General features: G+C 45.8%; 22 protein-coding genes, 1 pseudogene and 2 riboswitches. Of the genes and pseudogenes, 15 read left to right on the top strand and 8 right to left on the bottom strand.

Annotation, left to right across the window (positions count from 1 at the left end):
- The first annotated feature begins 1 nt into the window (after position 1).
- Positions 2 to 802 (top strand): prolyl oligopeptidase family serine peptidase, encoded by an 801-nt coding sequence (locus MKX80_RS16440; RefSeq protein WP_154995412.1) that lies wholly within the window; start codon positions 2 to 4, stop codon positions 800 to 802.
- A gap of 24 nt (positions 803 to 826) precedes the next feature.
- The gene (locus MKX80_RS16435; protein ID WP_009329422.1) at positions 827 to 1,069 is read left to right on the top strand and encodes a DUF2584 domain-containing protein; all 243 of its coding nucleotides are present in this window, start codon (positions 827 to 829) and stop codon (positions 1,067 to 1,069) included.
- A 40-nt stretch (positions 1,070 to 1,109) separates the two neighbouring features.
- Here MKX80_RS16435 and MKX80_RS16430 read toward each other — a convergent pair whose 3' ends face one another.
- Both MKX80_RS16430 and pckA read right to left on the bottom strand, forming a co-directional pair.
- Entirely contained in the window at positions 1,110 to 2,294 is a 1,185-nt protein-coding gene (locus MKX80_RS16430; RefSeq protein ID WP_182070181.1) for a dicarboxylate/amino acid:cation symporter, read from the bottom strand.
- A 250-nt stretch (positions 2,295 to 2,544) separates the two neighbouring features.
- Entirely contained in the window at positions 2,545 to 4,128 is a 1,584-nt protein-coding gene (gene pckA / locus MKX80_RS16425) for a phosphoenolpyruvate carboxykinase (ATP) (RefSeq protein WP_154997153.1), read from the bottom strand.
- A 194-nt stretch (positions 4,129 to 4,322) separates the two neighbouring features.
- A riboswitch (SAM riboswitch) is annotated at positions 4,323 to 4,460 on the top strand.
- A 390-nt stretch (positions 4,461 to 4,850) separates the two neighbouring features.
- On the opposite strand from pckA, the gene metK reads away from it, so the two are divergent.
- On the top strand, positions 4,851 to 6,053 hold the full coding sequence (gene metK, locus MKX80_RS16420; protein WP_105980004.1) for a methionine adenosyltransferase: 1,203 nt from the start codon (positions 4,851 to 4,853) through the stop codon (positions 6,051 to 6,053).
- Between the two features lie 150 nt (positions 6,054 to 6,203).
- The gene (gene asnB, locus MKX80_RS16415) at positions 6,204 to 8,102 is read left to right on the top strand and encodes an asparagine synthase (glutamine-hydrolyzing) (RefSeq protein WP_268333107.1); all 1,899 of its coding nucleotides are present in this window, start codon (positions 6,204 to 6,206) and stop codon (positions 8,100 to 8,102) included.
- Positions 8,103 to 8,144: 42 nt separating this feature from the next.
- On the opposite strand, the gene MKX80_RS16410 is transcribed toward asnB, so the two are convergent.
- From MKX80_RS16410 to MKX80_RS16400, 3 genes are all read right to left on the bottom strand, one after another.
- On the bottom strand, positions 8,145 to 9,281 hold the full coding sequence (locus MKX80_RS16410) for a glycosyltransferase family 1 protein (protein WP_154997158.1): 1,137 nt from the start codon (positions 9,279 to 9,281) through the stop codon (positions 8,145 to 8,147).
- A 58-nt stretch (positions 9,282 to 9,339) separates the two neighbouring features.
- Positions 9,340 to 9,864 carry a phosphatase PAP2 family protein gene (locus MKX80_RS16405; RefSeq protein ID WP_154997160.1) on the bottom strand — a complete coding sequence of 175 codons (525 nt, stop codon included), beginning with the start codon at positions 9,862 to 9,864 and terminating at the stop codon, positions 9,340 to 9,342.
- A gap of 175 nt (positions 9,865 to 10,039) precedes the next feature.
- Positions 10,040 to 10,558, bottom strand: coding sequence for a gamma carbonic anhydrase family protein (locus tag MKX80_RS16400; RefSeq protein ID WP_268342810.1), 519 nt, complete (start codon positions 10,556 to 10,558; stop codon positions 10,040 to 10,042).
- Positions 10,559 to 10,601: 43 nt separating this feature from the next.
- On the opposite strand from MKX80_RS16400, the gene MKX80_RS16395 reads away from it, so the two are divergent.
- Positions 10,602 to 11,381 (top strand): alpha/beta hydrolase, encoded by a 780-nt coding sequence (locus MKX80_RS16395; RefSeq protein ID WP_176275314.1) that lies wholly within the window; start codon positions 10,602 to 10,604, stop codon positions 11,379 to 11,381.
- Positions 11,382 to 11,395: 14 nt separating this feature from the next.
- Positions 11,396 to 12,498 (top strand): annotated as a pseudogene (locus MKX80_RS16390) (tetraprenyl-beta-curcumene synthase family protein).
- On the opposite strand, the gene MKX80_RS16385 reads toward MKX80_RS16390, so the two are convergent.
- Both MKX80_RS16385 and MKX80_RS16380 read right to left on the bottom strand, forming a co-directional pair.
- Positions 12,488 to 13,072, bottom strand: coding sequence for a class I SAM-dependent methyltransferase (locus tag MKX80_RS16385; protein WP_154997164.1), 585 nt, complete (start codon positions 13,070 to 13,072; stop codon positions 12,488 to 12,490). The pseudogene MKX80_RS16390 and the gene MKX80_RS16385 sit on opposite strands and share 11 nt — an antisense overlap.
- Positions 13,069 to 14,037 carry a TIGR01212 family radical SAM protein gene (locus MKX80_RS16380; protein ID WP_043926277.1) on the bottom strand — a complete coding sequence of 323 codons (969 nt, stop codon included), beginning with the start codon at positions 14,035 to 14,037 and terminating at the stop codon, positions 13,069 to 13,071. The genes MKX80_RS16385 and MKX80_RS16380 overlap by 4 nt, the downstream gene beginning before the upstream one ends.
- Positions 14,038 to 14,189: 152 nt before the next feature.
- Here MKX80_RS16380 and MKX80_RS16375 point away from each other — a divergent pair, with 152 nt between their 5' ends.
- The 7 genes from MKX80_RS16375 to MKX80_RS16345 all read left to right on the top strand — a co-directional run bounded on the left by MKX80_RS16375 (position 14,190) and on the right by MKX80_RS16345 (position 19,037).
- Positions 14,190 to 14,462, top strand: coding sequence for a YtzC family protein (locus tag MKX80_RS16375; RefSeq protein WP_003184568.1), 273 nt, complete (start codon positions 14,190 to 14,192; stop codon positions 14,460 to 14,462).
- A gap of 126 nt (positions 14,463 to 14,588) precedes the next feature.
- Entirely contained in the window at positions 14,589 to 14,717 is a 129-nt protein-coding gene (locus MKX80_RS16370) for a hypothetical protein (RefSeq protein ID WP_256164402.1), read from the top strand.
- A gap of 41 nt (positions 14,718 to 14,758) precedes the next feature.
- A complete protein-coding gene (locus MKX80_RS16365; RefSeq protein ID WP_003184565.1) occupies positions 14,759 to 15,151 on the top strand; it encodes a GntR family transcriptional regulator in 393 nt (130 codons plus the stop codon).
- Positions 15,144 to 16,022 (top strand): ABC transporter ATP-binding protein, encoded by an 879-nt coding sequence (locus MKX80_RS16360; protein ID WP_182070186.1) that lies wholly within the window; start codon positions 15,144 to 15,146, stop codon positions 16,020 to 16,022. Before MKX80_RS16365 ends, MKX80_RS16360 begins: the two co-directional genes overlap by 8 nt.
- Positions 16,016 to 16,993, top strand: coding sequence for an ABC transporter permease subunit (locus MKX80_RS16355; RefSeq protein ID WP_182070187.1), 978 nt, complete (start codon positions 16,016 to 16,018; stop codon positions 16,991 to 16,993). Before MKX80_RS16360 ends, MKX80_RS16355 begins: the two co-directional genes overlap by 7 nt.
- Positions 16,994 to 17,017: 24 nt before the next feature.
- Positions 17,018 to 17,716, top strand: a complete 699-nt coding sequence (locus tag MKX80_RS16350) for an ABC transporter ATP-binding protein (RefSeq protein ID WP_182070188.1) — start codon at positions 17,018 to 17,020, stop codon at positions 17,714 to 17,716.
- The gene (locus MKX80_RS16345) at positions 17,706 to 19,037 is read left to right on the top strand and encodes an FtsX-like permease family protein (RefSeq protein WP_154997173.1); all 1,332 of its coding nucleotides are present in this window, start codon (positions 17,706 to 17,708) and stop codon (positions 19,035 to 19,037) included. The genes MKX80_RS16350 and MKX80_RS16345 overlap by 11 nt, the downstream gene beginning before the upstream one ends.
- Positions 19,038 to 19,065: 28 nt before the next feature.
- On the opposite strand, the gene MKX80_RS16340 is transcribed toward MKX80_RS16345, so the two are convergent.
- Positions 19,066 to 19,746 (bottom strand): hypothetical protein, encoded by a 681-nt coding sequence (locus MKX80_RS16340; protein WP_154997175.1) that lies wholly within the window; start codon positions 19,744 to 19,746, stop codon positions 19,066 to 19,068.
- Between the two features lie 129 nt (positions 19,747 to 19,875).
- Positions 19,876 to 19,983: riboswitch (SAM riboswitch) on the top strand.
- A gap of 57 nt (positions 19,984 to 20,040) precedes the next feature.
- Here MKX80_RS16340 and MKX80_RS16335 point away from each other — a divergent pair.
- Together MKX80_RS16335 and MKX80_RS16330 are read left to right on the top strand one after the other, a co-directional pair.
- The gene (locus MKX80_RS16335) at positions 20,041 to 20,865 is read left to right on the top strand and encodes a MetQ/NlpA family ABC transporter substrate-binding protein (RefSeq protein ID WP_268299349.1); all 825 of its coding nucleotides are present in this window, start codon (positions 20,041 to 20,043) and stop codon (positions 20,863 to 20,865) included.
- A gap of 121 nt (positions 20,866 to 20,986) precedes the next feature.
- Entirely contained in the window at positions 20,987 to 22,168 is a 1,182-nt protein-coding gene (locus tag MKX80_RS16330; protein ID WP_216930539.1) for an MFS transporter, read from the top strand.
- Positions 22,169 to 22,353 lie beyond the last annotated feature (185 nt).

Raw genomic sequence — 22,353 nt, 5'->3', positions numbered from 1 at the left:
AATGTGGATAGAAAAAAGAAAATTTCCATCGCCGAACAAAGATGTGCGTCTGTTTTCCGTCACATACCTTTCACAAGGACTCAAGGTTAAGGGGCTCTTGGCCGAACCGGCCGCTCCCGGATATTATGACGGATTTTTGTATTTGCGCGGCGGAATTAAAAACGTCGGGATGGTCAGACCGGGCCGAATCGTCCAGTTCGCTTCACAGGGCTTTGTCGTTCTTGCTCCGTTTTACAGGGGCAATCAAGGAGGAGAAGGGGATGAAGACTTTGCAGGTGATGACCGGGAAGATGCTTTTGCCGCTTTTCGTCTTCTTCAGAAGCACGAACTTGTAAAGGACGGACGCGTTCACATTTTTGGCTTTTCCCGCGGCGGGATCATGGGGATCTTAACGGCAATCGAAATGAAAGATGCGGCCGCTTCGTTTGTGTCTTGGGGCGGTGTCAGCGATATGGTCATGACCTATCGCGAACGCAAAGATTTGCGGCGGATGATGAAGCGGGTCATCGGCGGGACGCCTGAAAAGGTTCCTGAAGCGTACGAATGGAGGACGCCTTTTGATGAACTGGAGAAGATTGAAGCGCCCGTGCTTTTGATCCACGGAGCTAACGATGAAAATGTCTCCATCGAGCATGCGCGGCGTCTTGAGCGCGAACTCCTGCAAAGAAACAAGTCTGTGGATACGTGGTATTTCAGTCAATACACCCACTATTTTCCTCCGCGCGAAAACAGGCGGATTGTAAGAGAATTGTCTCAATGGATGAAAAGCCGCCCTTGGACAAGTTATGGTAAACTAAAGTAAAAGAGAAAAGGAGGGGGACTTTAGGTGGGAATGCCAGTTGAATTTAACACGATGATTGTGACAAAAGGAAAAGAAACGCGGGTTGAGGAAAATGTATTTACACTCGAGAAAGAAGGTTATCGGGTTTACCCTCTTCATGTGCCGCTTGAAGTCAGAAAGACTAAGCGTGGCGACATTACCGGCACCGCGCAGGCGGAGCGCCTTGAATGGTCAGACGGACGGACTCATTTAACATACAGGCTCGTATCATTAAATTCGACGAATTAAAAAAAGCCAAGGCGCGGATAGCGTCCTTGGCTTTTCTTTATTATGCAGGCACATCTTCCTCTTTTCCGATTCCTTTTTTGGAAGTCAGCCTGTGAATCAGCATGGTGAGAGCTCCGTCTCCTGTAACGTTTGTTGCTGTACCCAAGCTGTCCTGGGCAAGGTAAAGAGCGATCATCAGTGATACGCTAGTTTCATTAAAACCGAGCATCGACTGCAACAATCCGGCCGCGGCCATGACGGCACCACCTGGTGCACCGGGCGCTGCGACCATCGTGACGCCAAGCATTAAAATGAACGGCATCATGATCGAAAAAGTCGGCGTTTGACCGTTTAGAATCATCACGCCCATTGCACAGCTTGTCAGTGTAATCGTGCTTCCTGACAAATGAATATTGGCGAGGAGCGGAACGGCGAAGTCAGCCACTTTTTGGCTTGCCCCCGTTTTTCTGACTTGCCTCAGCGTGACGGGAATCGTTGCCGCTGACGATTGTGTGCCGAGCGCGGTGAAGTATGCCGGTGCCACGATTTTCAACAGCGACAGTGGGTTTCTGCCGTTTGCAGCACCCGCAACGGAGTACTGAATCAAGAGTATGACGAGGTGAAGCACGATGATCATCACGAAAACTTTTGCAAATACGGATAAAATCGTCTGCACCTGACCTCCGAACGTCATATTGGTGAAAATACCGAAAATATGAACAGGCAGTAACGGAATAATAATATATGATATCAGCTTTTCAACGATCGTTTGAAATTCATCAAACGCGTTTTTCAATGTTTTTCCGGGCAGATAAGCGATTCCGATCCCCATGATGAAAGCAAAAATCAGTGCACTCATCACGCTCATAAACGGCGTCATTTCAATGGTGAAAAATCCTGCTTGCAGAACTTCTTCCGGATTTTTAAACTCCTGCAGCTGATGGCCGGAAATGATCGCGGGAAGAAGATTTGAACCGACAAGGTACGCCAGGAGGCCGGCAAAAATGGTTGACGTGTAGGCGATACCTGCTGTAATGCCAAGGATTTTTCCGGCGCCGCGGCCGATTTGTCCGATGCCGGGAATAATAAAAGCGATAATAATAAAAGGAATGACGAATTTAATGAAGCTTCCAAAAATATCATTGAAAGTAGCTGCCGTTTTGACGAACCAAAGCGGAGCAAAGCTTCCGACGATAACACCAAGAATAATTGCCGTAATGATCCTCGGCAGTAATCCAAATTTCATAGATGTGTCCTCCTGATATATACAAATGTTTTTATAATATTATCATATGAAAGATTTCTTTTGTTAAAAATAAAAAAAGTCTGTATTTTCAAATAATAATGTTTGTGAATTGGGAGCGCTTTATCATAGGCTGTGCTTGACTGTCATCTTGATCATTGCCCAGGAAATGGCATCGGTCGTTGATAGGAGAAGAGGATTTTTGATAAACTGCAGCAGCGCAGAAGACCTGCGCTGCTGCAAGCGGGCTGAATTATACGAGCGGTCCTCCGGCTTTTTCGATGTTTTCGGTATTGGAGAACTTTTTGAAATTCTTTTTGAATGCATTTGCCAGGTGAATCGCTTTTTCCTCGTATTCGTTTTCATCTGCCCAAGTTTTGGCCGGGTCAAGCACTTGATCAGGCACACCCGGAACGTGGACCGGTGAATGAAGTCCGAAAATGCGGTCAGTCCTCATTTCGGCGTTATCCAGTTCTCCTTCTATCGCGGCCTGAACCATCGCTCTCGTATAAGCAAGGCTCATTCTTTCCCCGGTTCCGTATCCGCCGCCGGTCCAGCCTGTATTGACGAGAAAAACGCTGACGCCGTGTTCATCGATTTTTCTTCCGAGCATTTCAGCGTACACGTGTGCCGGAAGCGGGAGGAACGGTGAACCGAAGCAGGTCGAGAATGTAGCTTCAGGAGTGGTGATTCCGCGTTCGGTGCCGGCGAGCTTGCTTGTATATCCGCTCAGGAAATGATACATGGCTTGTTCTTTCGTTAACTTGCTGATCGGAGGAAGCACGCCGAAAGCATCTGCCGTCAGAAATACGATGGTCTGCGGGTGTGCGGCGATGCTCGGCTTGACGATGTTGTCAATCGCGTCAATCGGGTAAGCCGCTCTCGTGTTTTCCGTATAGAATGTGTCGGAATAGTCCGGCTCTCCGGTTCTGCTGTCGACAACGACATTTTCGAGAACGGAACCGAAGCGGATCGCATTGTAAATCTGCGGTTCTTTTTCTTCGCTTAAGTTAATGCACTTGGCGTAGCAGCCTCCTTCAATGTTGAAAACGCCTGTGCTGGACCAGCCGTGTTCGTCGTCACCGATCAGCTTCCGCTTCGGATCGGCGGAAAGCGTCGTTTTGCCTGTACCTGACAATCCGAAGAAGAGAGCTGTTCCGCCTTCCTCGCCAATGTTTGCCGAACAGTGCATCGGTAAAATGTTTTGTTCAGGAAGAAGATAATTCATAATAGAAAAAATCGATTTTTTCATCTCTCCGGCATATTCGGTGCCTCCGATTAAGATCGTACGCTTCTCAAACGACACGATGATAAACGTTTCAGATCGAGTCCCGTCAACGAGCGGATCGGCTTTGAAATGCGGAGCGGAAAGAATCGTAAACGGCTGTTCTTCAGGTTTTTTATCATGTTCTTCAGGTCTGATGAACAACTGTCTTGCAAACAGGTTGTGCCAGGCGAACTCGTTAACAACTGTAATCGGAAGCCGGTATTTTTCGTCTGCTCCTGCAAACCCTTCAAATACATACAATTCATCGCGTTCCTTTAAATAGCTGAGCACTTTTGTGTGCAGCCGGTCAAAGGCGGCTTCTGAAATCGGCTGATTCACCGCGCCCCAATCGATTTTGTCCTTTGTGCTCGCTTCTTCCACAATGAATTTGTCCTTTGGCGAGCGGCCGGTGTATGTACCGGTTGTTGCCCGCACGGCTCCGGAAGATGTCAAGACTCCTTCTTTGCGCTCAAGAACTTTTTCAACCAAAAGGGGAACGGATAAGTTCAGCTGAACGTTTTTGCCCGTTAATAACGTTTGTAAGTCAGTTGTTAAATCTACAGAATTCATAAAAAACCTTCCTTTGCATGTTTTTTAATGTGTATAACATTAATGTAGAATTAGTATAACACATTTACTCTTATAGTCTATACCGTTTCTTCATTTTTCGTTCGGGTTTTTTCTCGAAGGACAAGTTCAAATTTATTTCGGCCGATATTGACATTACAAGCCATTTTAAGATAAGATATTTCATTGAGCGGATACTCTTATCCCGAGCTGGTGGAGGGACAGGCCCAATGAAACCCAGCAACCGGTTTCTCTTATTAATGGAAAAAAACAGTTTCTGAGACAACTACGGTGCTAACCTGATGCAAGGTGTTCAATACCTTGAGCGATAAGAGTGAAAGGCACGCAATACCAGACCCTTTCCTCAGCGAATAGGAAAAGGTTTTTTTATTGCATAAATCGATATACAAAAATTGCTAAAAAAACTGCCTTCAGGAGGAAGGTACTCGGCGTTTTTCACAGGATGTGAAAGGTTTTAGCCGAGTATCAAGCAGGAGGAAGGTACTGGGCGTTTTTCACAGGACGTGAAAGGTCTAGCCGGGCAACCAGTCAGGAAAAATTCTGCTAAGGGGAATTTCGACTCAGAATCTCGTCAAGAATAGCATATGGAAATTGTTTCAAAACGAGAGCGTATGAAGCCCGAGTATCGTCATATAATCAAGAGGGACGAGATCCGTATCATACTTAAGATCACGGCTGATCTTCATATACAGGAGGAAACATAAATGAGCAAAAACCGTCGGTTATTTACATCAGAGTCAGTTACGGAGGGACATCCGGACAAAATTTGCGACCAGATTTCGGATAGTATATTAGACGAAATTTTAAAGAAAGATCCGAATGCCCGCGTTGCCTGTGAAACATCTGTGACAACCGGATTGGTGCTGGTAAGCGGTGAAATCACGACGTCCACATACGTCGATATTCCAAAAACAGTCCGCGAAACGATTAAAGAAATTGGCTACACACGTGCAAAATACGGTTTTGATGCCGAAACTTGCGCGGTCTTAACGTCTATAGATGAACAGTCTCCAGACATTGCAATGGGAGTCGACCAGGCTCTTGAAGCGCGTGAAGGAGCAATGAGCGACGCTGAAATTGAAGCGATCGGAGCCGGAGACCAAGGTTTAATGTTCGGTTTTGCCTGCAACGAAACAAAGGAACTTATGCCTCTGCCGATTTCGCTTGCTCACAAATTGTCTCGCCGTTTGACAGAAGTGCGTAAAGAGGAAATTCTGCCTTACCTGCGTCCGGACGGAAAGACACAGGTAACTGTTGAGTATGATGAGAATAACAAGCCGATTCGCATCGATACAATTGTCATTTCGACTCAGCATCATCCTGAGATTTCGCTTGAACAAATTCAGCGCAATCTGAAAGAGCACGTCATCAATCCGGTAGTGCCAAAAGAGCTGATCGATGAAAACACGAAGTACTTCATTAATCCTACGGGCCGTTTTGTTATCGGAGGACCGCAGGGGGATGCTGGTTTAACAGGACGCAAAATCATCGTTGACACCTATGGCGGATATGCCCGTCACGGCGGCGGAGCGTTTTCCGGTAAGGATGCGACAAAGGTTGATAGATCTGCAGCTTATGCTGCGAGATATGTTGCGAAAAATATCGTCGCCGCAGGTCTTGCTGATTCCTGTGAAGTGCAGCTTGCCTACGCGATCGGTGTCGCACAACCGGTGTCCATTTCAATCGATACATTCGGTACAGGCAAAGCGAGTGAAGAAACATTGATCGAAGTGGTTCGCAAAAACTTTGATCTAAGACCTGCCGGCATTATTAAAATGCTCGATCTTCGCCGTCCGATTTACAAACAAACGGCAGCTTACGGACATTTCGGCCGCCTCGATCTTGATCTGCCTTGGGAGCGCACAGACAAAGCAGAGCAGCTGAAGAAAGATGCATTAGGAGAATAACAATAACAACCGCATAGCCGCTTTATTAAGCGGCTTTGTTTTTCGATGGCAAAAAGCGGGCGGATGTGAAACGTTTTTCTTTAAACACTTGTCTAATCAAGAAGCAGACTTTGATTTCTGCACGAAATTTAAAAAATCGGAGGCAATACTATGTGTGGATTTGTAGGGGTATTCAATCATCGCCCATCATCCGAGACAGCAGCCCAGGAAGAACTGATTAAACAAATGAATGAAATGATTGTACACCGCGGTCCGGACGATGATGGGTACTATCATGATGAGCATGTAGGCTTCGGATTTAGAAGGCTCAGCATCATCGATGTGGAAAACGGAGGACAGCCTCTGTCTTATGAAGATGATTCCTACTGGATTATTTTTAATGGAGAAATCTATAACTATATAGAACTGAAAGACGAACTTCTTTCAAAAGGATACGAGTTCAAAACCGATTCAGATACGGAAGTTTTGCTTGCGACTTACCGCCACTACAAACAGGAAGCCGCTTCCAAGCTGCGCGGAATGTTTGCTTTTTTAATCTGGGACAAAAAAGAACAGCTCCTATACGGAGCGCGCGATCCGTTCGGCATTAAGCCGCTCTATTTTACGAAAACGGACGGCCACGTTTATTTTGCATCAGAAAGAAAAAGCCTGATGGCTGTCGATGCTGACTTGGAATTGAATGAAAAAGCGCTGCAGCAGTATACATCGTTCCAATTTGTACCGGAGCCTAAGACGCTTGACAAAAAGGTGCAAAAAGTAGAACCGGGCCATCAGTTTACCGTCCGCCCGGGCGAGGATATTCAATTTAAAACATACTGGAAAGTTCAATTCAAGCCGGTTCAGACCGAAGAAGACAAGCTTGTTCAGGAAGTAAGAGACGCGATCTTTGATTCCGTAAAAGTCCATATGCGGAGCGATGTGCCTGTAGGTTCCTTCCTTTCCGGAGGCATTGACTCTTCCTTTATCGTGTCTGTGGCGAAGCAATTCCATCCGAACTTAAAGACGTTCTCTGTCGGCTTTGAACATGAAGGCTTCAGCGAAGTTGACGTTGCGAAAGAAACCGCTGATAAGGTCGGCGTGGAAAACTTCAGCGCGATCATTTCGCCTGAAGAATATATGAACGAGCTTCCAAAGATCGTCTGGCATCTGGATGATCCTCTGGCAGATCCTGCTGCGATTCCTTTGTATTTTGTCGCGAAGGAAGCGAAGAAGCAAGTTACGGTTGTTTTATCCGGAGAAGGGGCAGATGAGCTGTTCGGCGGTTACAATATTTACCGAGAGCCGCTTTCATTAAAGCCGTTTGAGCGAATCCCGTCCCCGCTGAAAAAGATGCTTCTTCGAGTAGCTTCAGCAATGCCGGAAGGAATGAAAGGGAAAAGCTTTTTAATGAGGGGCTGTACACCTCTTGAAGAGAGATATATCGGTAACGCAAAGATTTTTGAAGAAGGCATGAAATCAAAACTTCTTCGCCAGTATGACAGCAACCTCTCTTACTGTGACGTGACAAAGCCGTATTTTGAAGAAAGCAAGTCCTACAGCGAAATCAACAAAATGCAGTATGTCGATATCCACACATGGCTGCGCGGCGACATTTTGCTGAAGGCCGACAAAATGACGATGGCCAACTCACTGGAACTCCGCGTTCCGTTTTTGGACAAAGTCGTATTTGAAGCGGCTTCCAAAATTCCGGAAGAGCTGAAAACGAAAAACGGCACGACAAAATATCTGCTTAGAAGAGCGGCGGAAGGCATCGTTCCAGATCATGTCTTAAATCGCAAAAAGCTAGGGTTCCCTGTGCCGATCCGCCACTGGCTGAAAAACGAAATGCATGACTGGGCCGTGAACATCATTAAAGAGAGCGAGACAGACGCATATATCCATAAAGATTACGTGCTTCAGCTTCTTGAAGATCACTGCGCCAATAAAGCGGATAACAGCCGCAAAATCTGGACGGTTCTCATCTTTATGATCTGGCACAGCATTTTTGTTGAAAAACGCTTTGTACCGGAAGAACTGAACCATCAGCCAAAAGAGGTCATTATTGTTTAAGCAAAAAAAGAAGGTTTTCGATTAACCGAAAACCTTCTTTTTTTATGCCGGTTTTTCTGCTGATAAATCTGCAACCACACTTTCACATTCGGAGAGGAGATTGTCAAAAATCACATCCCACGACTGGGTAAGGGCATAGCTTCTCGCATCGTATGCCATCCGTTTTTTTAACGACGGGTTGGAGAGGACGCGCAATATATTTGCGGTGAATACTTCCGGATTTCTAGGTTCGGAAAGAAAACCGTTTCTTCCGTTTTGTATAAAGTCTTTCAGGCCGCCGGAATCTGCCCCGATAACAGGCGTTCCGCAGGCGAGCGCTTCAAGGGCGGAATTTCCGAAGGTTTCCGTCGGAGAAGGAAAGACGAACAAATCTGAGCTCGCATAGATGCTTGCCAGCTCTTCTCCTTTGACATAGCCGGCAAAAGTCATGTTGAGGGGAGCTCGCTTCTCAAGCTCTTTCTTTAATGGGCCGTCTCCGGCGATCAGCCAGTGGACGTCATCTTTCAAAGCGGGGTGACTTGCGATCTTGAGCAGCGTCTCCAAGTCTTTTTCAGGTGCCAGCCTTCCGACATAGCTGAGGATGTAGGTTTCCTTTATGCCGTATCGCTTTCGGATGTGTTCGGTTTGATATGCCGGACTGAACAGCGAGCAGTCCACGCCGCGCTTCCAGATGGAGAGGTTCCTGAATTGTTTGGCCTTGAGCTGCATGAACGTTTCGCGCGAAGGTACGAAAACTTTTCGAAAATCTTTATGAAACCAGTGCATATATTTCCATAATAGTTTGGAAAACATTTGAAGATCATAATATGAAAGGTACTGGTCAAAATCGGTATGGTAAGAGCCTACGACGGGGATGTTCCATTTCTTCGCAAGCTTGAGCCCCGCCAGGCCGATATTAAAAGGAGTCGCGATGTGAATGAGATCGGGATGGAATTCGCGGAGTTCTGATTTCATTTTGATGAGATTAGGAAGAGCGATTCTGCACTCGGGGTATAAGAAGAACGGCATGCTCGTAAAACGGCGGATGCGGCTCGAAAATTGTGTTTCATGCGTGCTTTCCGGCGCAAATACTTTATAGGGTATCCCGTTTTTTTCAAGATAATCCGTATACCTTTTCAGCGTTCTGGCGCAGCCGTTCACATCTGGTGTGAACGTGTCCGTAAATATCGCAATTTTCATCGTTTCCCCTCCTGTTGGTGATGTAAAAATCAATGACGCTTTGGAAGAAACGGCCGGCTTAGAAGATCATCGCCGACAAAGTTCCGACTGAAATCCCGAGGGCCGTGCCTGCCAGAACATCCGAAGGATAATGAAGACCGAGATAAATTCTGGAGAGCCCCACACTGATGCCTACCGGAATTAATAAAAGCGCGAGTATCGGAAAGAATATCATTAGCGGTGTAATGACAGAAAATACCGCGGTCGTATGGCCGGATGGAAAAGAATGATCTTTGAGCGGATTTTGCAAAACCTGTGTTTCCTTTAGCGTTAAATACGGCCGCTTTCTCGGATACAGCTTTTTGATCAGCATGACTTGAAGGTGGCTGACCAAAAGTGCAAGGGCGCTGGCGATCCCTGCTGTACGAACATTTCCAGATCCGAACAGCAAGAGAGACAGGCAGGCGGAAATCGTGCAGCAAGCTCCTCCCAAATGAGTTGAGGAACGAAAATAACGGTTTAGTGTTTTTTGGTGAAATAAGCTGTTCATACCGAGGAAAATCCGGCATTCAAAGTTGTAGATGCCGACCATCAGTTTATTCAAATGTCATAACCCCCTTTACATGAATTTGCTGCTTCATTTTTATTGTAAAAAATGAATGTTTAGCAAATGATAAGTATTTGTAAAGATTCCGGAAAAGAAAAAAGCCGCAGACGCGTGCGGCCGAAAAGGTTATTGCTTAAATTATCGGTGGAAAAATGGTAAAGTTGTAGCAAAGCTAATCTTTTTTTTGCAAGGATTTGTAGTATTGTCCTTTTTCAATATATTCTTTGCGAATTCTTTCCATTTCCTGTTTATCTTTGTCGGTTAACGGGCGGATGACTTTAGCGGGCCTGCCGAATGCGAGGTGCCCGGGCGGGATCTTTTTGCCAGGCGGGACAAGGCTGCCTGCCCCGATAAAAGCGCCTTCCCCGATTTCCGCTTCGTCAAGAATAACCGCCCCCATTCCGATAAGGGCATGCTTTCGAATCACGGAGCTGTGCAATGTAACCTGATGGCCTACCGTCACACCGTCTTCAATCACGAGAGGGCGTTCAGGACTTTGGTGCAGACAGGAAAGGTCTTGAATGTTCACGCCTTTTCCAATTCTGACCGGGGCGACATCGCCGCGGATAACAGAAGAGAACCAGATGCTTGATCGCTCTCCGATTGTTACATCTCCGGTGATGACCGCGTTGTCGGCGATAAACGCCGTTTCATGAATAACGGGTTGCGTTTTTTTATAAGGGTAGATCATAGGTTTCATCCTTTCATTTATAAAATTGTGTGAGGTGGTCAGCATGTGGTGCATGGAAGCGGAAAGACCTGTTGCTTCAATCGTCATCATTCACGGTGCATGTGAGCATCACGGGCGGTATAAATGGCTGTCCGAAATGTGGCGTTCATCCGGGTTTAATGTCGTGATGGGGGATTTGCCCGGCCAGGGAACTTCGACAAGAGAAAGAGGACATATACGCTCATTTCAAGAATATATTGATGAAGTGGACAAATGGGTCGCCAGGGCGAAAGCATATGAACTGCCTGTGTTTATGCTCGGGCACAGCATGGGCGGCCTGATCGCGATCGAATGGTTTAAGCAGCAGCAAAGCGGCATTGCCGGTCTCATTTTATCATCCCCTTGTCTCGGGCTGCAATTAAAGCCGAACAAATTTTTGGACTGGATTTCCAAAGGACTTAACGTTTTGGCCCCGACCATGCGGTTTGAATCCGGGATCACGCCTGATAAAGCGACGAGAAACAAAGAAGTCATCGAAATGGACATCAACGATTCATTATATATCACAAAAGTTTCTGTCAGATGGTATCAAGAAATGTTAAAAGCGTTGAAAAGCGCGATGGAGCCGACGGACGCCTTTCTCAACATCCCGCTTTTTGTCATGCAGGCGGGCACAGACTGGCTTGTCGACAAAAAAATGGTCGTCAAGTGGTTTAACCAGCTTGCTTCCCACAATAAGACGTACAGGGAATGGGAGGGCTTATACCACGAAATTTTCAATGAGCCTGAGCGGGAAGACGTTTTTAAAGCGGCCAGAGCGTTTGCAGAACAGTATATGACATAATGGAGGTGCATTCTTTGGCAGTACCGGAGCATCCTTTTGGATTAATGGCTAAAGTATACAGAGAAGTCTTTCCCCTTGTTCATCAGGAATTGGACAAGTGGAAACGAAAAGCTGAAACGATTCAAAATCCCGAGCTGAAAACGCAGGCGAAAGCCAGCATCAGGGATAAAACCTTTCACTGTGAAGGCGGCGGCATTATGGCCCTCCTTTCAGGCGACAAAATCGAGCAGTCGATCCGGTTTATTACGGCGTATCAGACGATAAGCGACTATCTCGACAATCTATGCGACCGGAGCACCTCGCTTGATCCGGATGATTTTACCATGCTTCACCAGTCGATGAAAGACGCGCTGACAGTCGGGGCTGAATTGAAAAACTATTACCGGTTCAGGGAAGACCAGGATGATCAAGGCTATCTGCACGACTTAGTGAAAACATGCCAAGGCGTGCTTGCGGAAATTGAGAACTATGATCTGATCAAGGAGCATCTGCTTGAGCTTTGCAGCTACTACTGCGACCTGCAAGTTCATAAACACGTCGTGGAGCATGAGCGCGTTCCCCGGCTCGAAGCGTGGTTTGAGAATTATAAATCGGCTCTGCCGAAAATGGAATGGTATGAGTTCTCAGCCTGTGCGGGTTCAACGCTCGGCATCTTCTGCCTCGTATCGTATTCCGTCCGTTCCGATTTTACTGAATCGATGGCCGGAAAGATCCGCGACAGCTATTTTCCGTACATACAGGGACTGCACATTCTGCTCGATTATTTAATTGACCAGGAGGAAGACTTAATCGGCGGAGATTTGAATTTCTGCACGTATTACCCGTCACATTCAGATATGATGGAAAGGCTCGAATATTTCATCGAAATGGCGGATGAACATTTGCGCGGGATCCCGCACGAAAACTTTCACCGTTTGATCAACAGAGGTCTGTTAGGCGTTTATTTGTCGGATGACAAAGTAGCGGGCCAGAAGGAAATCGGCCGGCTTGCGAAGAAGCTGATTAAAGCGAGCGGCAAAACGTCTTTCTTTTTCTATATTAACGGAAGGGCATACCGCAAAATTCAAAAAATGCCGTGGATGAAAAGTTCATAAAGAAAGCTCAAATCATTTGCTGATTTGAGCTTTTTTTTCAATGGCGATAATAAACGGAGGATCATTCCGCTGGTTTAAATACTGATAGCAGAGGACGCGGGCTTTATCCTGGTCAAGCTTAGAGCAAAATTCAAGAAGGTCTTCCTTCTCCCTTTTTCCTTCAGGATGGCCGTGATAGACGACAAGCACGATCAGCCCTTCGTCTTTCAGGATGTGCAGCAGCTGCTCGATGCTCGAAATGGTCGACTCGCTTCTTGTTGTTACCGCTTTGTCTCCGCCCGGCAGATACCCGAGATTAAAGACGGCTGCTGACACACGTCCAATCACTTCAGACGGAAGCGATTCAATCACCTTATCGTGGCTTTTTTGAATCAGGGTGACGTTGCCGCGATGCTTTTCTCCAAGCCTTTCCGCGGTATGGATCAGCGCCTCTTCCTGGATATCAAAGGCATAGACATGTCCGCTTTCACCGACAAGTTCTGCTAAAAAATACGTATCATGTCCGTTTCCCATTGTCGCATCAATGACGATGTCTCCTTCGCCTGCGGCTGTTTTCAGCAGATCTTTCGCATACGGGAGGATTTTTTTAAGTTTCATGTGGCCATGCCTTCTTTCGCCTTGTTGAACCATTTCCCCTGATAGCTGCCGCGCCTTTCCAGTTCTCCGTTGATGGCGTTTAAGACTTCCCATTTATTGACGCTCCACATCGGTCCGACCATCAATTCGATCGGTCCATCACCAGTAATCCGGTGAATGATCATTTCCGGCGGAAGAATTTCAAGCTGATCGCAAACAAGCTGGACATATTCATCTTGAGAAAGGAACGTTAATTTTCCTTTTTCATACTGCTTCACCATTGGCGTTCCCTTTAACAGGTGCAGCAGATGGATTTTAATCCCCTGCACGTCCAAATCGGCGACGGCTTTTGCGGTTTCCATCATCATGCCGCGGTCTTCGAGAGGCAGCCCGTTAATGATGTGGGAGCAGACGCGGATGCCGTGCTTCCTCAGCTTGTTCACGCCTTCCACATAGCAGTCGAAATCGTGGGCGCGATTGATCAAATCAGCCGTCCGTTCATGAACGGTCTGAAGGCCGAGCTCCACCCAGAGGTATGTGCGTTCATTAAGCTCGGCAAGATATTCGACAACATCGTCAGGAAGACAGTCCGGCCGGGTTGCGATTGATAGGCCGACTACGCCGTCAAGGCCGAGGACCGTTTCGTATTTTTCGCGAAGAACGCTGACAGGAGCATGCGTATTCGTAAATGCTTGAAAGTACGCCATGTATTTGCCGTCTTTCCATTTTTCATGCATTCTGTCGCGCACTTCATTAAATTGGGTAATAAGATCGTCGGCCCGGTTTCCCGCAAAGTCTCCGCTCCCTGCGGCGCTGCAAAATGTGCAGCCGCCGTGTGCGACCGTACCGTCGCGGTTCGGGCAGTCAAAGCCTCCGTCAAGGGCGACTTTAAACACTTTATGACCGAAATGATTTCTCAAATGATAATTCCATGTATGATATCGTTTTTCACTGTTCGTATATGGAAAAGGGTTGTTTTGATGCAAACAAAAGGACCTCCTTTTAGTATCACGCATCCTAAAATTGTAGCAAATAAACACGATAAGAACAAACCGATTCCCAATTATTTTCTTCAATGATCACGGCTGTGATGGTCAAACTAATCACGATGGATTTTTCCATTAAGGAGGGGTTTTCTTTGGCTACAAGACAATCCGTCGGAGAGCATATCCAAAGAAGCGAGGATGCTTATGATTATGCTTTATCTCAATTTGAAACTGCAAGCAGGCAGGAGCATTACAATGAGACAGAGTACAGCGATGCGCAGCTGATGCTTGAAAACGCGGTCAATGAATTAAACAAACTTTCGCTGTTTGCCAATGAGCAGCAAAGGGAGGAAATTCACCGCAAAAGGCTTCAGCTGCAAACCCTTCAAAACAATATGATTCTGCAGAGATCGTATGAAAGATGAACCCTTTTTGAAAGGGTTCATTTTTTTTGAAAAAAGTGATTGACAAAAAAAGACGATGTATTTAATGTATTAGGTGTACTATATCGAGTAATACAATTAACACACACATGTAAAGGAGCAATACTCATGAGTGATAAACATAAAAAAGTAACGCCAATGGTGGTCGTGGCGTTTATCATTGCCTGTTCGTTCTTGTTTGTACTTGCGAAGCTGGGCTTTATAATTCAAGAAAATTTGGGATACGTGTTTTTTTAAAAGTGAATGACCTGAGATTGAACGAGAAAGAAGGGAGATAGATGATTCAAATCGATCCGAGAAGCTCAACCCCGATCTATGAGCAGATTATCCAGCAGATGAAAGAGCTTTGCTTAAAAGGGATAATCAAGCCTGGAGATAAACTTCCTTCTGTCAGAGAGCTTGCAACCATTATCATTGCAAACCCGAATACGGTCAGCAAAGCCTATAAAGAACTTGAACGTGAAGGAATAATTGAAACGTTGAGGGGTAGAGGAACGTATATTTCAGAAAACGCGAAAGTTACGCTTGATGAAGGGAAGATTGCGATGATTAAAGAGCAGTTAAAACAGCTGATCATCGATGCGCATTACGCGGGGATCGACACCAAAAAGCTGCAGGAGTGGATGGCGGAAATTGACGAAGAAGTGAGAGGAGGCGAAGTGAATGATTGAGCTCAAATCTGTGTCAAAAACGATTGACGGAAAACAAATACTCAAAGACATCTCCTTTAAGCTGGAGGAAGGAGAGATTTTCGGACTGCTCGGAAGAAACGGCTCAGGAAAAACGACGCTTCTCCGCCTGATTCAGCAAATCCTGCTGCCTGATGAGGGAGACATCTACTTCGGCAGCGTCAAGGTGAAGGACCATCCGCTCGTAAAGCGCAACATCGTCTATATGCCGGTTCAAAACACCTACTTCGAAAAATACAATTACAAACAGCTCGTCAATATTTTACGTAACATTTATCCGGACTTTGATGTTACATACGCAAATGAATTAATGAACCGGTACGATATTCCCGAAACAAAAAAGTACAGGGAATTGTCTACAGGATTGAAAAAGCAAATGTCGCTGATCTTGTCATTTGCGATCCGGCCGGCGGTCATATTGCTTGATGAGCCGACAGACGGCATTGATGCCGTCACAAGACAAGACGTTCTTCAGCTGATGGTCGATGAGGTGGCTGAAAACAACACGACGATTCTCATCACATCCCACCGGCTTGAGGATATTGAAAGAATGTGCAACCGAATCGGTTTTCTCGAAGACAATACATTGTCGAACATCATGGATCTTGATGAACTGAAAGGCGATTTTATTAAAATCCAAATGGCATTTGAAGAAGATGTCAATTTAAAAATCAGGGAAAGGGAAATCCCTGTTTTGGATCACACCGGCGTCTTTTATACAGTGTTGATTCTGAAAGAAGACGATGTGAGCAAACAATTTCTTAAAAGTTTGTCTCCGAAAGTTTGGAACGAGCTTCCGGTCAGTCTTGAGGAAGTATTCATCGCGAAGTATGGAGGTAAGCGAAGATGGTAGAGCGCGGACTTTTATATAAAGAATGGAAACAACATTTCTGGATTTTTTTAGTCGTGTTTGCAGCGGTGATGCTGAGTGAGCCGCTAGCGATTTTGAATGATTATTTCCAGTACCAGGGATGCCTTGCAGAACAGAAAAAATTTCCCGATATAGAGTGCGTTTTATATAAAGATTATGGGGTAAGCGGGACTATCAGAATGTTCTGGGTTGGCGGAGTCGCGCTTGCACTCAGCCAGATCGGGTTTGAACGGAGCAGAGGAACGCTTGATTTTACTCTCGGTCTCCCTTATCAACGCGGCATCATTTTCAACACTAAATATTTCTTTGGCATTTCAATTCTTTTAACAGCCCAGCTATTATCTTATTTTTTATCTTATGCCTTGATTGTTTTATATAAGGTTGACGTCGTCCATTTCCATGAGTATTTTATCGGGTCGGTCATCTTCTGCTTTATGGTCTACTCGCTTGTCATGGCGGCGGGGGCGATGACCGGCAATCCGCTGGCCCAGATGATCGTTGCTTTTTCAGCGTCGATTCTGCCGTATTTGCTGATCGGCCTTCCGCTGGCCAACTTACGAATCATCCTGGGTTTCTTTGGGCATGACCCTGCTTTCTTTTATGATGAAACAGAACTACTAGATTATATGACGCCGATCATATACCTCAACAGTTTCGGCATTCAAGACGGCAGCCTGGCCTTTACGCTTATTCCGCTCGCCATGGGGATCTTGTTTTATATAATCGGCTATTTCTGCTTTATCAAACAGCAGCTTGAACGGAACGGACATTTTTTTCTCTGGAGAAAAATGGATCGTCCGATCCAGATTCTCGTTATTTTATTTGGCATCTGGGGATTCGGCACAGCCGCTGCTTCGAACCTGTTCAGCTATATCTTCGGTATGTTGATCGGATTGGCAGTCGGATTTTTAATCAGTTACTTCTTGATTTTTAAAAAAATAAAACAGCTGTAATCAAAATGGAGAGGAGATTTACAAATGATCAGTGTAGAGCATATTCACCACTCGTTTAAAGTCGGCAAAAAGGGAAGGGAAAATGAAATTAAAGTGTTAAAGGACGTCTCGCTTACCGTCGAAAAAGGCGAAATCGCTTGCATTGTCGGACGGAGCGGTTCCGGAAAATCGACGCTGTTGAACTTGATTTCCGGCTACATTGCCCCGACAAAAGGCAACATCGTCATCGACGGCACGGATGTCACGAAGTACAGCGAAAAAGAATGGGCCGCATTCAGGCTTGAGCATTTCGGCTTCATCTTTCAAAGTTTTCAGCTGATTCCGAGCTTGACGACTTTTGAAAATATCGAACTGCCTCTAACTTTAAAAGGTGTTCATCCGTCGGAGCGAAAGCAGCGCGTCAATGAAATGCTTCACCGCGTCGGCCTTGAAAACCACGCCGGCCACTATCCGAATGAGCTTTCAGGCGGACAGCAGCAGCGCGTCAGCATCGCCCGCGCTTTGATCTTGAATCCATCAATCATTTTAGCTGACGAACCGACCGGAAGCCTGGATTCCGAAACAGAGCAGGAAATCCTCGAATTCATTCGACAGCTGAACAGGGAACGCGGCATTACATTTGTCATCATCACGCACGATGACGAGGTGGCATCGATCGCCAATACGAAATTTCATTTATCTGATGGCGTGTTAGAGAAAGGGGTAGAGACTGTTGAAGTTTAAGGATCAGCTGAAGTTCATTAGAAGAAATATGAAGAAAAACCGCCTGCGTGTATTCATGACCATTCTCGCAACAACGGTGGCCTGCGCGTTTTTAATCGTGCTCGCATCCGTCGGGTTCGGCCTGCAAAAATCGATGACTGAACAGCTGATGAAAGAGCAGATCGTGACTGAGATAAATGTTGTCGGAAAAGAAGGGCAAAGCGATCAGAAAGTTCAAAAGAAAGACTTGAAAGAATTTGAAAACCGCAAAGATGTGTCTGCGATTATCGAGCGCACGAAGGTGTACGCACCTGCTGAAGCAAAATTGGGCAACAGGACCAATAATCAAATTTCGCATATCTCGATTACCGACATGGCCGCTGAGCAAAAAGCCAATATCAAACTCGATCGCGGCCGCGTAGCGAAAACACCGAATGAAATCGTCGTCGGCTACCATTTCGGGAAGAACCTCTGGACGAAAAAAGAAGCCGCAGATTATGAAAAGCAGATGGAAAATAATGCCGAGGAAGTAAAAGAACCAAAAGGATACGCAGAAGATATTCTCGGCAAAACGATTGAATTAAAGATTTCAAAAATGGATGAAAAAACAGGTGAAGAAGGGGAAGCGAAAACATATGACCTGAAAGTTGTCGGAGTGACGAAAAAACCTTCTTATGAATGGGCGAGCGATTCAACAGTCTATGTCAGCGACGACATGCAAAAAGACATCACCGGCTTTCTGAAGGCGGACAAAGACAGTGGCATGATCGAAAAGTCGCTCTCGGTTTACGCGGATAACTTTGAACATGTCGGACAGCTGACAACAGATTTGGAGGATGAAGGCTTTTACGTCGATTCAATAACGAAAAAGCTCGAAAGCATCAATCTTTTTTTCATGGCTTTTAAAATTGGTCTGATCTTTGTTGGAGTCATTGCCGTCTTGATTTCAGCGATCGGCATTTTCAACACGATGACAATGGCGGTTACAGAACGGACGCAGGAAATCGGCATTATGAAAGCGATCGGGGCGAGCCCGAACGTGATCCGCCGAATGTTCCTGCTTGAAAGCGCCTATATCGGTATTTTAGGATCTGTTTTAGGTATTATCATCTCATACGGTATCAGCTTTTTAGTGAACAAGATTATACCTGTCATATTATCATCGGTTTCAGAAGGAGAAGCGAGTGCAGCAGACCTCAGCATCACCTTCTCGTACATTCCGGTCAGTCTTGTCCTCATCGCGACCTTGATCAGTGCAGGCGTCGCCATTCTTTCAGGCCTGAATCCGGCCATTAAAGCGACAAGAACGAACGTGCTGACAGCATTAAGAAGAGAGCTGTAAAGAAAAAGCCGGCGGTATGCCGGCTTTTTTAACGTTTCGGAGGTCTGTACCCCGCATCACGCGCTTCCTGTTCTGTGCAGAACCAGCGAGTGACGTTTTTCGTGCGGTCATAATATGTACTTCCCGGTGTATGATAAATATGGTTGACGCTTCCTTTGATTTTGCACTCCTGTTTGCTCTCAGCGCTGCTGTTCTTAGCGACGGGCGAGCTGTGTGACGTCCCGGCCTGAGCGGTGGCGTTCTTTTCTTTTACAGAGGTTTCGGCACTGCTGCTTTTTTCTTCAGCCTTAGCCAGTTTTTCTGTCAGCGATTTTGTTTTTTTCGTAAGCGAGTCTTTTTCTTTTGTCAGTTTTTCGTTTTCTTTTTTTAATGTGTCATTCTCCGCTTTGACTGCCTTCAGTTTTTTGTTTGCCTGTTTGACCTGCTGTTTTAATGCGGTTTGCTCTTTTTGCAAAGTGCTGTGTTCAGTTTTCAGTTCCTGAAGCTCGGTTGTCAGATCCTCCGTTTTTGTCTCATCGGCGGCATATGTTTCCTCATCATAATAAGGTGCAGAGATGATCAGGAGGAGAAGTCCGCCTGCAAAACAAGGATAAAAGAGTTTCCTGGAAAACCTTTTGCCTGGAGAAAAAATCCTTTTGATCAAATGAAATACAAGATAGCAGATGGAAAAAAGGAAGGATAAAAACCCGATCAGCATGATAGATTCCATGATTCGTCTCCTTTCTTAATTAATAACTATATTTTAGCTTAAAAAGAAAAAATGTTTATAACAAAAAACTTCTTGCAAATCTAAATATTCAAACGTAAAATAAAGAAATCATTTAAAAACCGAATATGCAGCTTATAAAGAGAGATGGAGGGACTGGCCCGGCGAAATCTCAGCAACCTGCAGGAATGCAAGGTGCTAAATCCAGCAGAATGTCAGACGCATTCTGAAAGATAAGTTTAATCAACTCTTTCAGCCGTCTGAAAGAGTTTTTTTATTTTGGAGGAGGAGATATACATGAACAAGTTATTAAAATGGACTTCTGCGCTGGTACTGGCCTTGAGCCTGGCGCTTCTGGCCGCATGCGGAAACAGTGCCGAAAGCGACGGCAAAACGATCAAAATAGGCGCTACTGCAGGACCGTATTACGATATGGTCAAAAAAGCGATTCAACCTGAGCTTGAGAAAAAAGGCTATAAAGTGGAAGTGGTCGAATTCACCGATTACATACAGCCGAACACGGCGTTAAGCGAAGGCGAACTCGACGCCAATTTGTTTCAGCACGAGGTTTTTATGAAGTCATACAATCAAGAAAACAATAAAAATCTTGCGGCGCTCATTTCTGTGCCGACTGCTCCGATGGGTCTCTATTCTGCCAAATATAACGACTTGAACGATGTCAAAACCGGAGCGGAAGTGGCTGTTCCAAACGATCCGGCAAATGCTGCCAGGGCGTTTTTAACCCTTCAGGATCAGGGGCTGATTCGGCTGAAAAGCGATGTCGACACATTGAAAGCCTCTGTACAGGACATTGCGGAAAATCCGAAAAAGCTGACATTTAAACAGCTTGAATCCGCCAATCTTCCAAGATCTGTCGATGACCTGGATATCGCGGCTGTCCCGGGAAATTTCGCTCTCTCCGCCAATATGAAGCTGCAGGACGCGCTGGCGCTTGAGAACATGCCTGACCGCTACCGCAATCAAGTAGTAGTGGATGAAAAAAACAAAGACAAGCCATTTGCCAAAGATCTCATAGAAGCGGTAAAATCCAAAGCTTTCGAAGATGCGATCGATCGGGAATTCGCCGGTTTCGGAAAGCCGAAATGGATGTCCAAATCATAAAAAAATTTTCCCCCTTAAAAAGGGGGTTTTTTATGCTGAAAATTGAAATCGCGTCAATTGAAAAAAATGGGCAAAACGAATAGAATCTAGAGGGAATGATAAAGAGAAAGAAGGAAACGCTATGCCGCGCACATTATGGCTTTTGGTCATCGGAATGTTTATCAATGTTACAGGGGCATCTTTTTTATGGCCGCTGAATACAATCTATATCCATCAGCATTTGGGAAAGTCGCTGACAGCGGCCGGATTTGTGCTGATGCTGAACTCAGGGGCAAATGTGCTGGGCAATTTGTTCGGGGGCTATCTATTCGATAAAATCGGCGGATTTAAAACGGTTGTCCTTGGCATTGTAATCACGTTTGCGAGCCTTTCAGGCCTCGTCTTTTTTCACGATTGGTTCCAATACATTCTTTTCTTAACATTGGCCGGCTTTGGATCAGGGATCGTTTTTCCGGCATGCTATGCAATGGCCGGGTCAGTTTGGCCGGAAGGCGGCAGAAAGCCGTTTAATGCTGTATACGTGGCGCAAAACGCAGGGGTGGCAGTTGGGTCAGCGCTCGGCGGAATTGTCGCATCTTTTTCATTTGCGTATGTTTTTCTGGCGAATGCGATGCTATATGCCGTCTTTTTCATGATTGCGTTTTTCGGATTTAGACGCATCCGCTCTGAAAAAGCTATGCAGTCTTCTGTTTTGGATCATGCCGATTCAGTCAGCGGGAAATCAAGATTTTCTGCGCTTTTGGTCATATGTACGGGCTACCTGCTCGGATGGGTCGCTTATTCGCAATGGTCCTCGACCATTGCTTCACATACCCAGGAGCTGGGGATATCTCTGGGGCAGTACAGCGTGCTTTGGACAGTGAACGGGGCGCTCATTGTTTTCGGTCAGCCGCTGATCGGTTTTTTTGTGAAACGGTTTGCCGAATCGCTGAAAAACCAAATCGTGATCGGATTTGTCATTTTTATGATGGCATATGGAATTTTGTTTGGCGCTGAACGGTTTCCGGGGTTTCTTGCCGCGATGGTTGTGCTGACCATTGGCGAAATGCTTGTATGGCCGGCTGTGCCGACAATCGCAAACCGTCTCGCCCCGAGGGGGAAAGAAGGATTTTATCAAGGGTTTGTCAACAGTATGGCGACCGGCGGAAGAATGATCGGGCCGCTTTTTGGCGGAATGCTGGTTGATTATTTCAATATGCAGCTTTTGCTCGCGGTTCTGCTCGTATTGTTGCTGATCGCAATAGGAACGGCGTTTTTATACGACAGGAAGGAAAAGCAGCTCTCTGCTCAATCAGATGCATGAGTAACATAGAAAAAATAGGTAATTGTAATTATCCGAAAATGAATCGAAGGAATCAAGATTATCAACCAATTCTTCACATATAATGGAAGAAACAAGCTTTTTTTCTTCTCAGACAGAACACATTTTCTGTATGGTAGTATCGAATATCATCGCAAGGGGTCTAGGGGGGCTGCTCGATGGCCTGA

Source organism: Bacillus sp. FSL K6-0972 (assembly GCF_037976035.1).
GTDB lineage: Bacteria > Bacillota > Bacilli > Bacillales > Bacillaceae > Bacillus > Bacillus haynesii.
The sequence above is the reverse complement of the archived record's forward strand: the minus strand, read 5'-3'. Positions and strand labels throughout refer to the sequence as shown.

Excerpts from the sequence above, each read along its gene's own strand:
- MKX80_RS16400 (WP_268342810.1), bottom strand. The coding sequence starts at position 10,558 with ATGATCTACCCTTATAAAAAAACGCAACCCGTTATTCATGAAACGGCG.
- MKX80_RS16385 (WP_154997164.1), bottom strand. The coding sequence starts at position 13,072 with ATGAAACTTAAAAAAATCCTCCCGTATGCGAAAGATCTGCTGAAAACA.
- MKX80_RS16440 (WP_154995412.1), top strand. The coding sequence starts at position 2 with ATGTGGATAGAAAAAAGAAAATTTCCATCGCCGAACAAAGATGTGCGT.
- metK (WP_105980004.1), top strand. The coding sequence starts at position 4,851 with ATGAGCAAAAACCGTCGGTTATTTACATCAGAGTCAGTTACGGAGGGA.
- MKX80_RS16355 (WP_182070187.1), top strand. The coding sequence starts at position 16,016 with ATGGTAGAGCGCGGACTTTTATATAAAGAATGGAAACAACATTTCTGG.
- MKX80_RS16335 (WP_268299349.1), top strand. The coding sequence starts at position 20,041 with ATGAACAAGTTATTAAAATGGACTTCTGCGCTGGTACTGGCCTTGAGC.
- MKX80_RS16395 (WP_176275314.1), top strand. The coding sequence starts at position 10,602 with ATGTGGTGCATGGAAGCGGAAAGACCTGTTGCTTCAATCGTCATCATT.
- MKX80_RS16340 (WP_154997175.1), bottom strand. The coding sequence starts at position 19,746 with ATGGAATCTATCATGCTGATCGGGTTTTTATCCTTCCTTTTTTCCATC.
- MKX80_RS16410 (WP_154997158.1), bottom strand. The coding sequence starts at position 9,281 with ATGAAAATTGCGATATTTACGGACACGTTCACACCAGATGTGAACGGC.
- MKX80_RS16370 (WP_256164402.1), top strand. The coding sequence starts at position 14,589 with ATGAGTGATAAACATAAAAAAGTAACGCCAATGGTGGTCGTGGCGTTT.
- MKX80_RS16350 (WP_182070188.1), top strand. The coding sequence starts at position 17,018 with ATGATCAGTGTAGAGCATATTCACCACTCGTTTAAAGTCGGCAAAAAG.
- MKX80_RS16430 (WP_182070181.1), bottom strand. The coding sequence starts at position 2,294 with ATGAAATTTGGATTACTGCCGAGGATCATTACGGCAATTATTCTTGGT.
- pckA (WP_154997153.1), bottom strand. The coding sequence starts at position 4,128 with ATGAATTCTGTAGATTTAACAACTGACTTACAAACGTTATTAACGGGC.
- MKX80_RS16365 (WP_003184565.1), top strand. The coding sequence starts at position 14,759 with ATGATTCAAATCGATCCGAGAAGCTCAACCCCGATCTATGAGCAGATT.
- MKX80_RS16330 (WP_216930539.1), top strand. The coding sequence starts at position 20,987 with ATGCCGCGCACATTATGGCTTTTGGTCATCGGAATGTTTATCAATGTT.
- MKX80_RS16360 (WP_182070186.1), top strand. The coding sequence starts at position 15,144 with ATGATTGAGCTCAAATCTGTGTCAAAAACGATTGACGGAAAACAAATA.
- asnB (WP_268333107.1), top strand. The coding sequence starts at position 6,204 with ATGTGTGGATTTGTAGGGGTATTCAATCATCGCCCATCATCCGAGACA.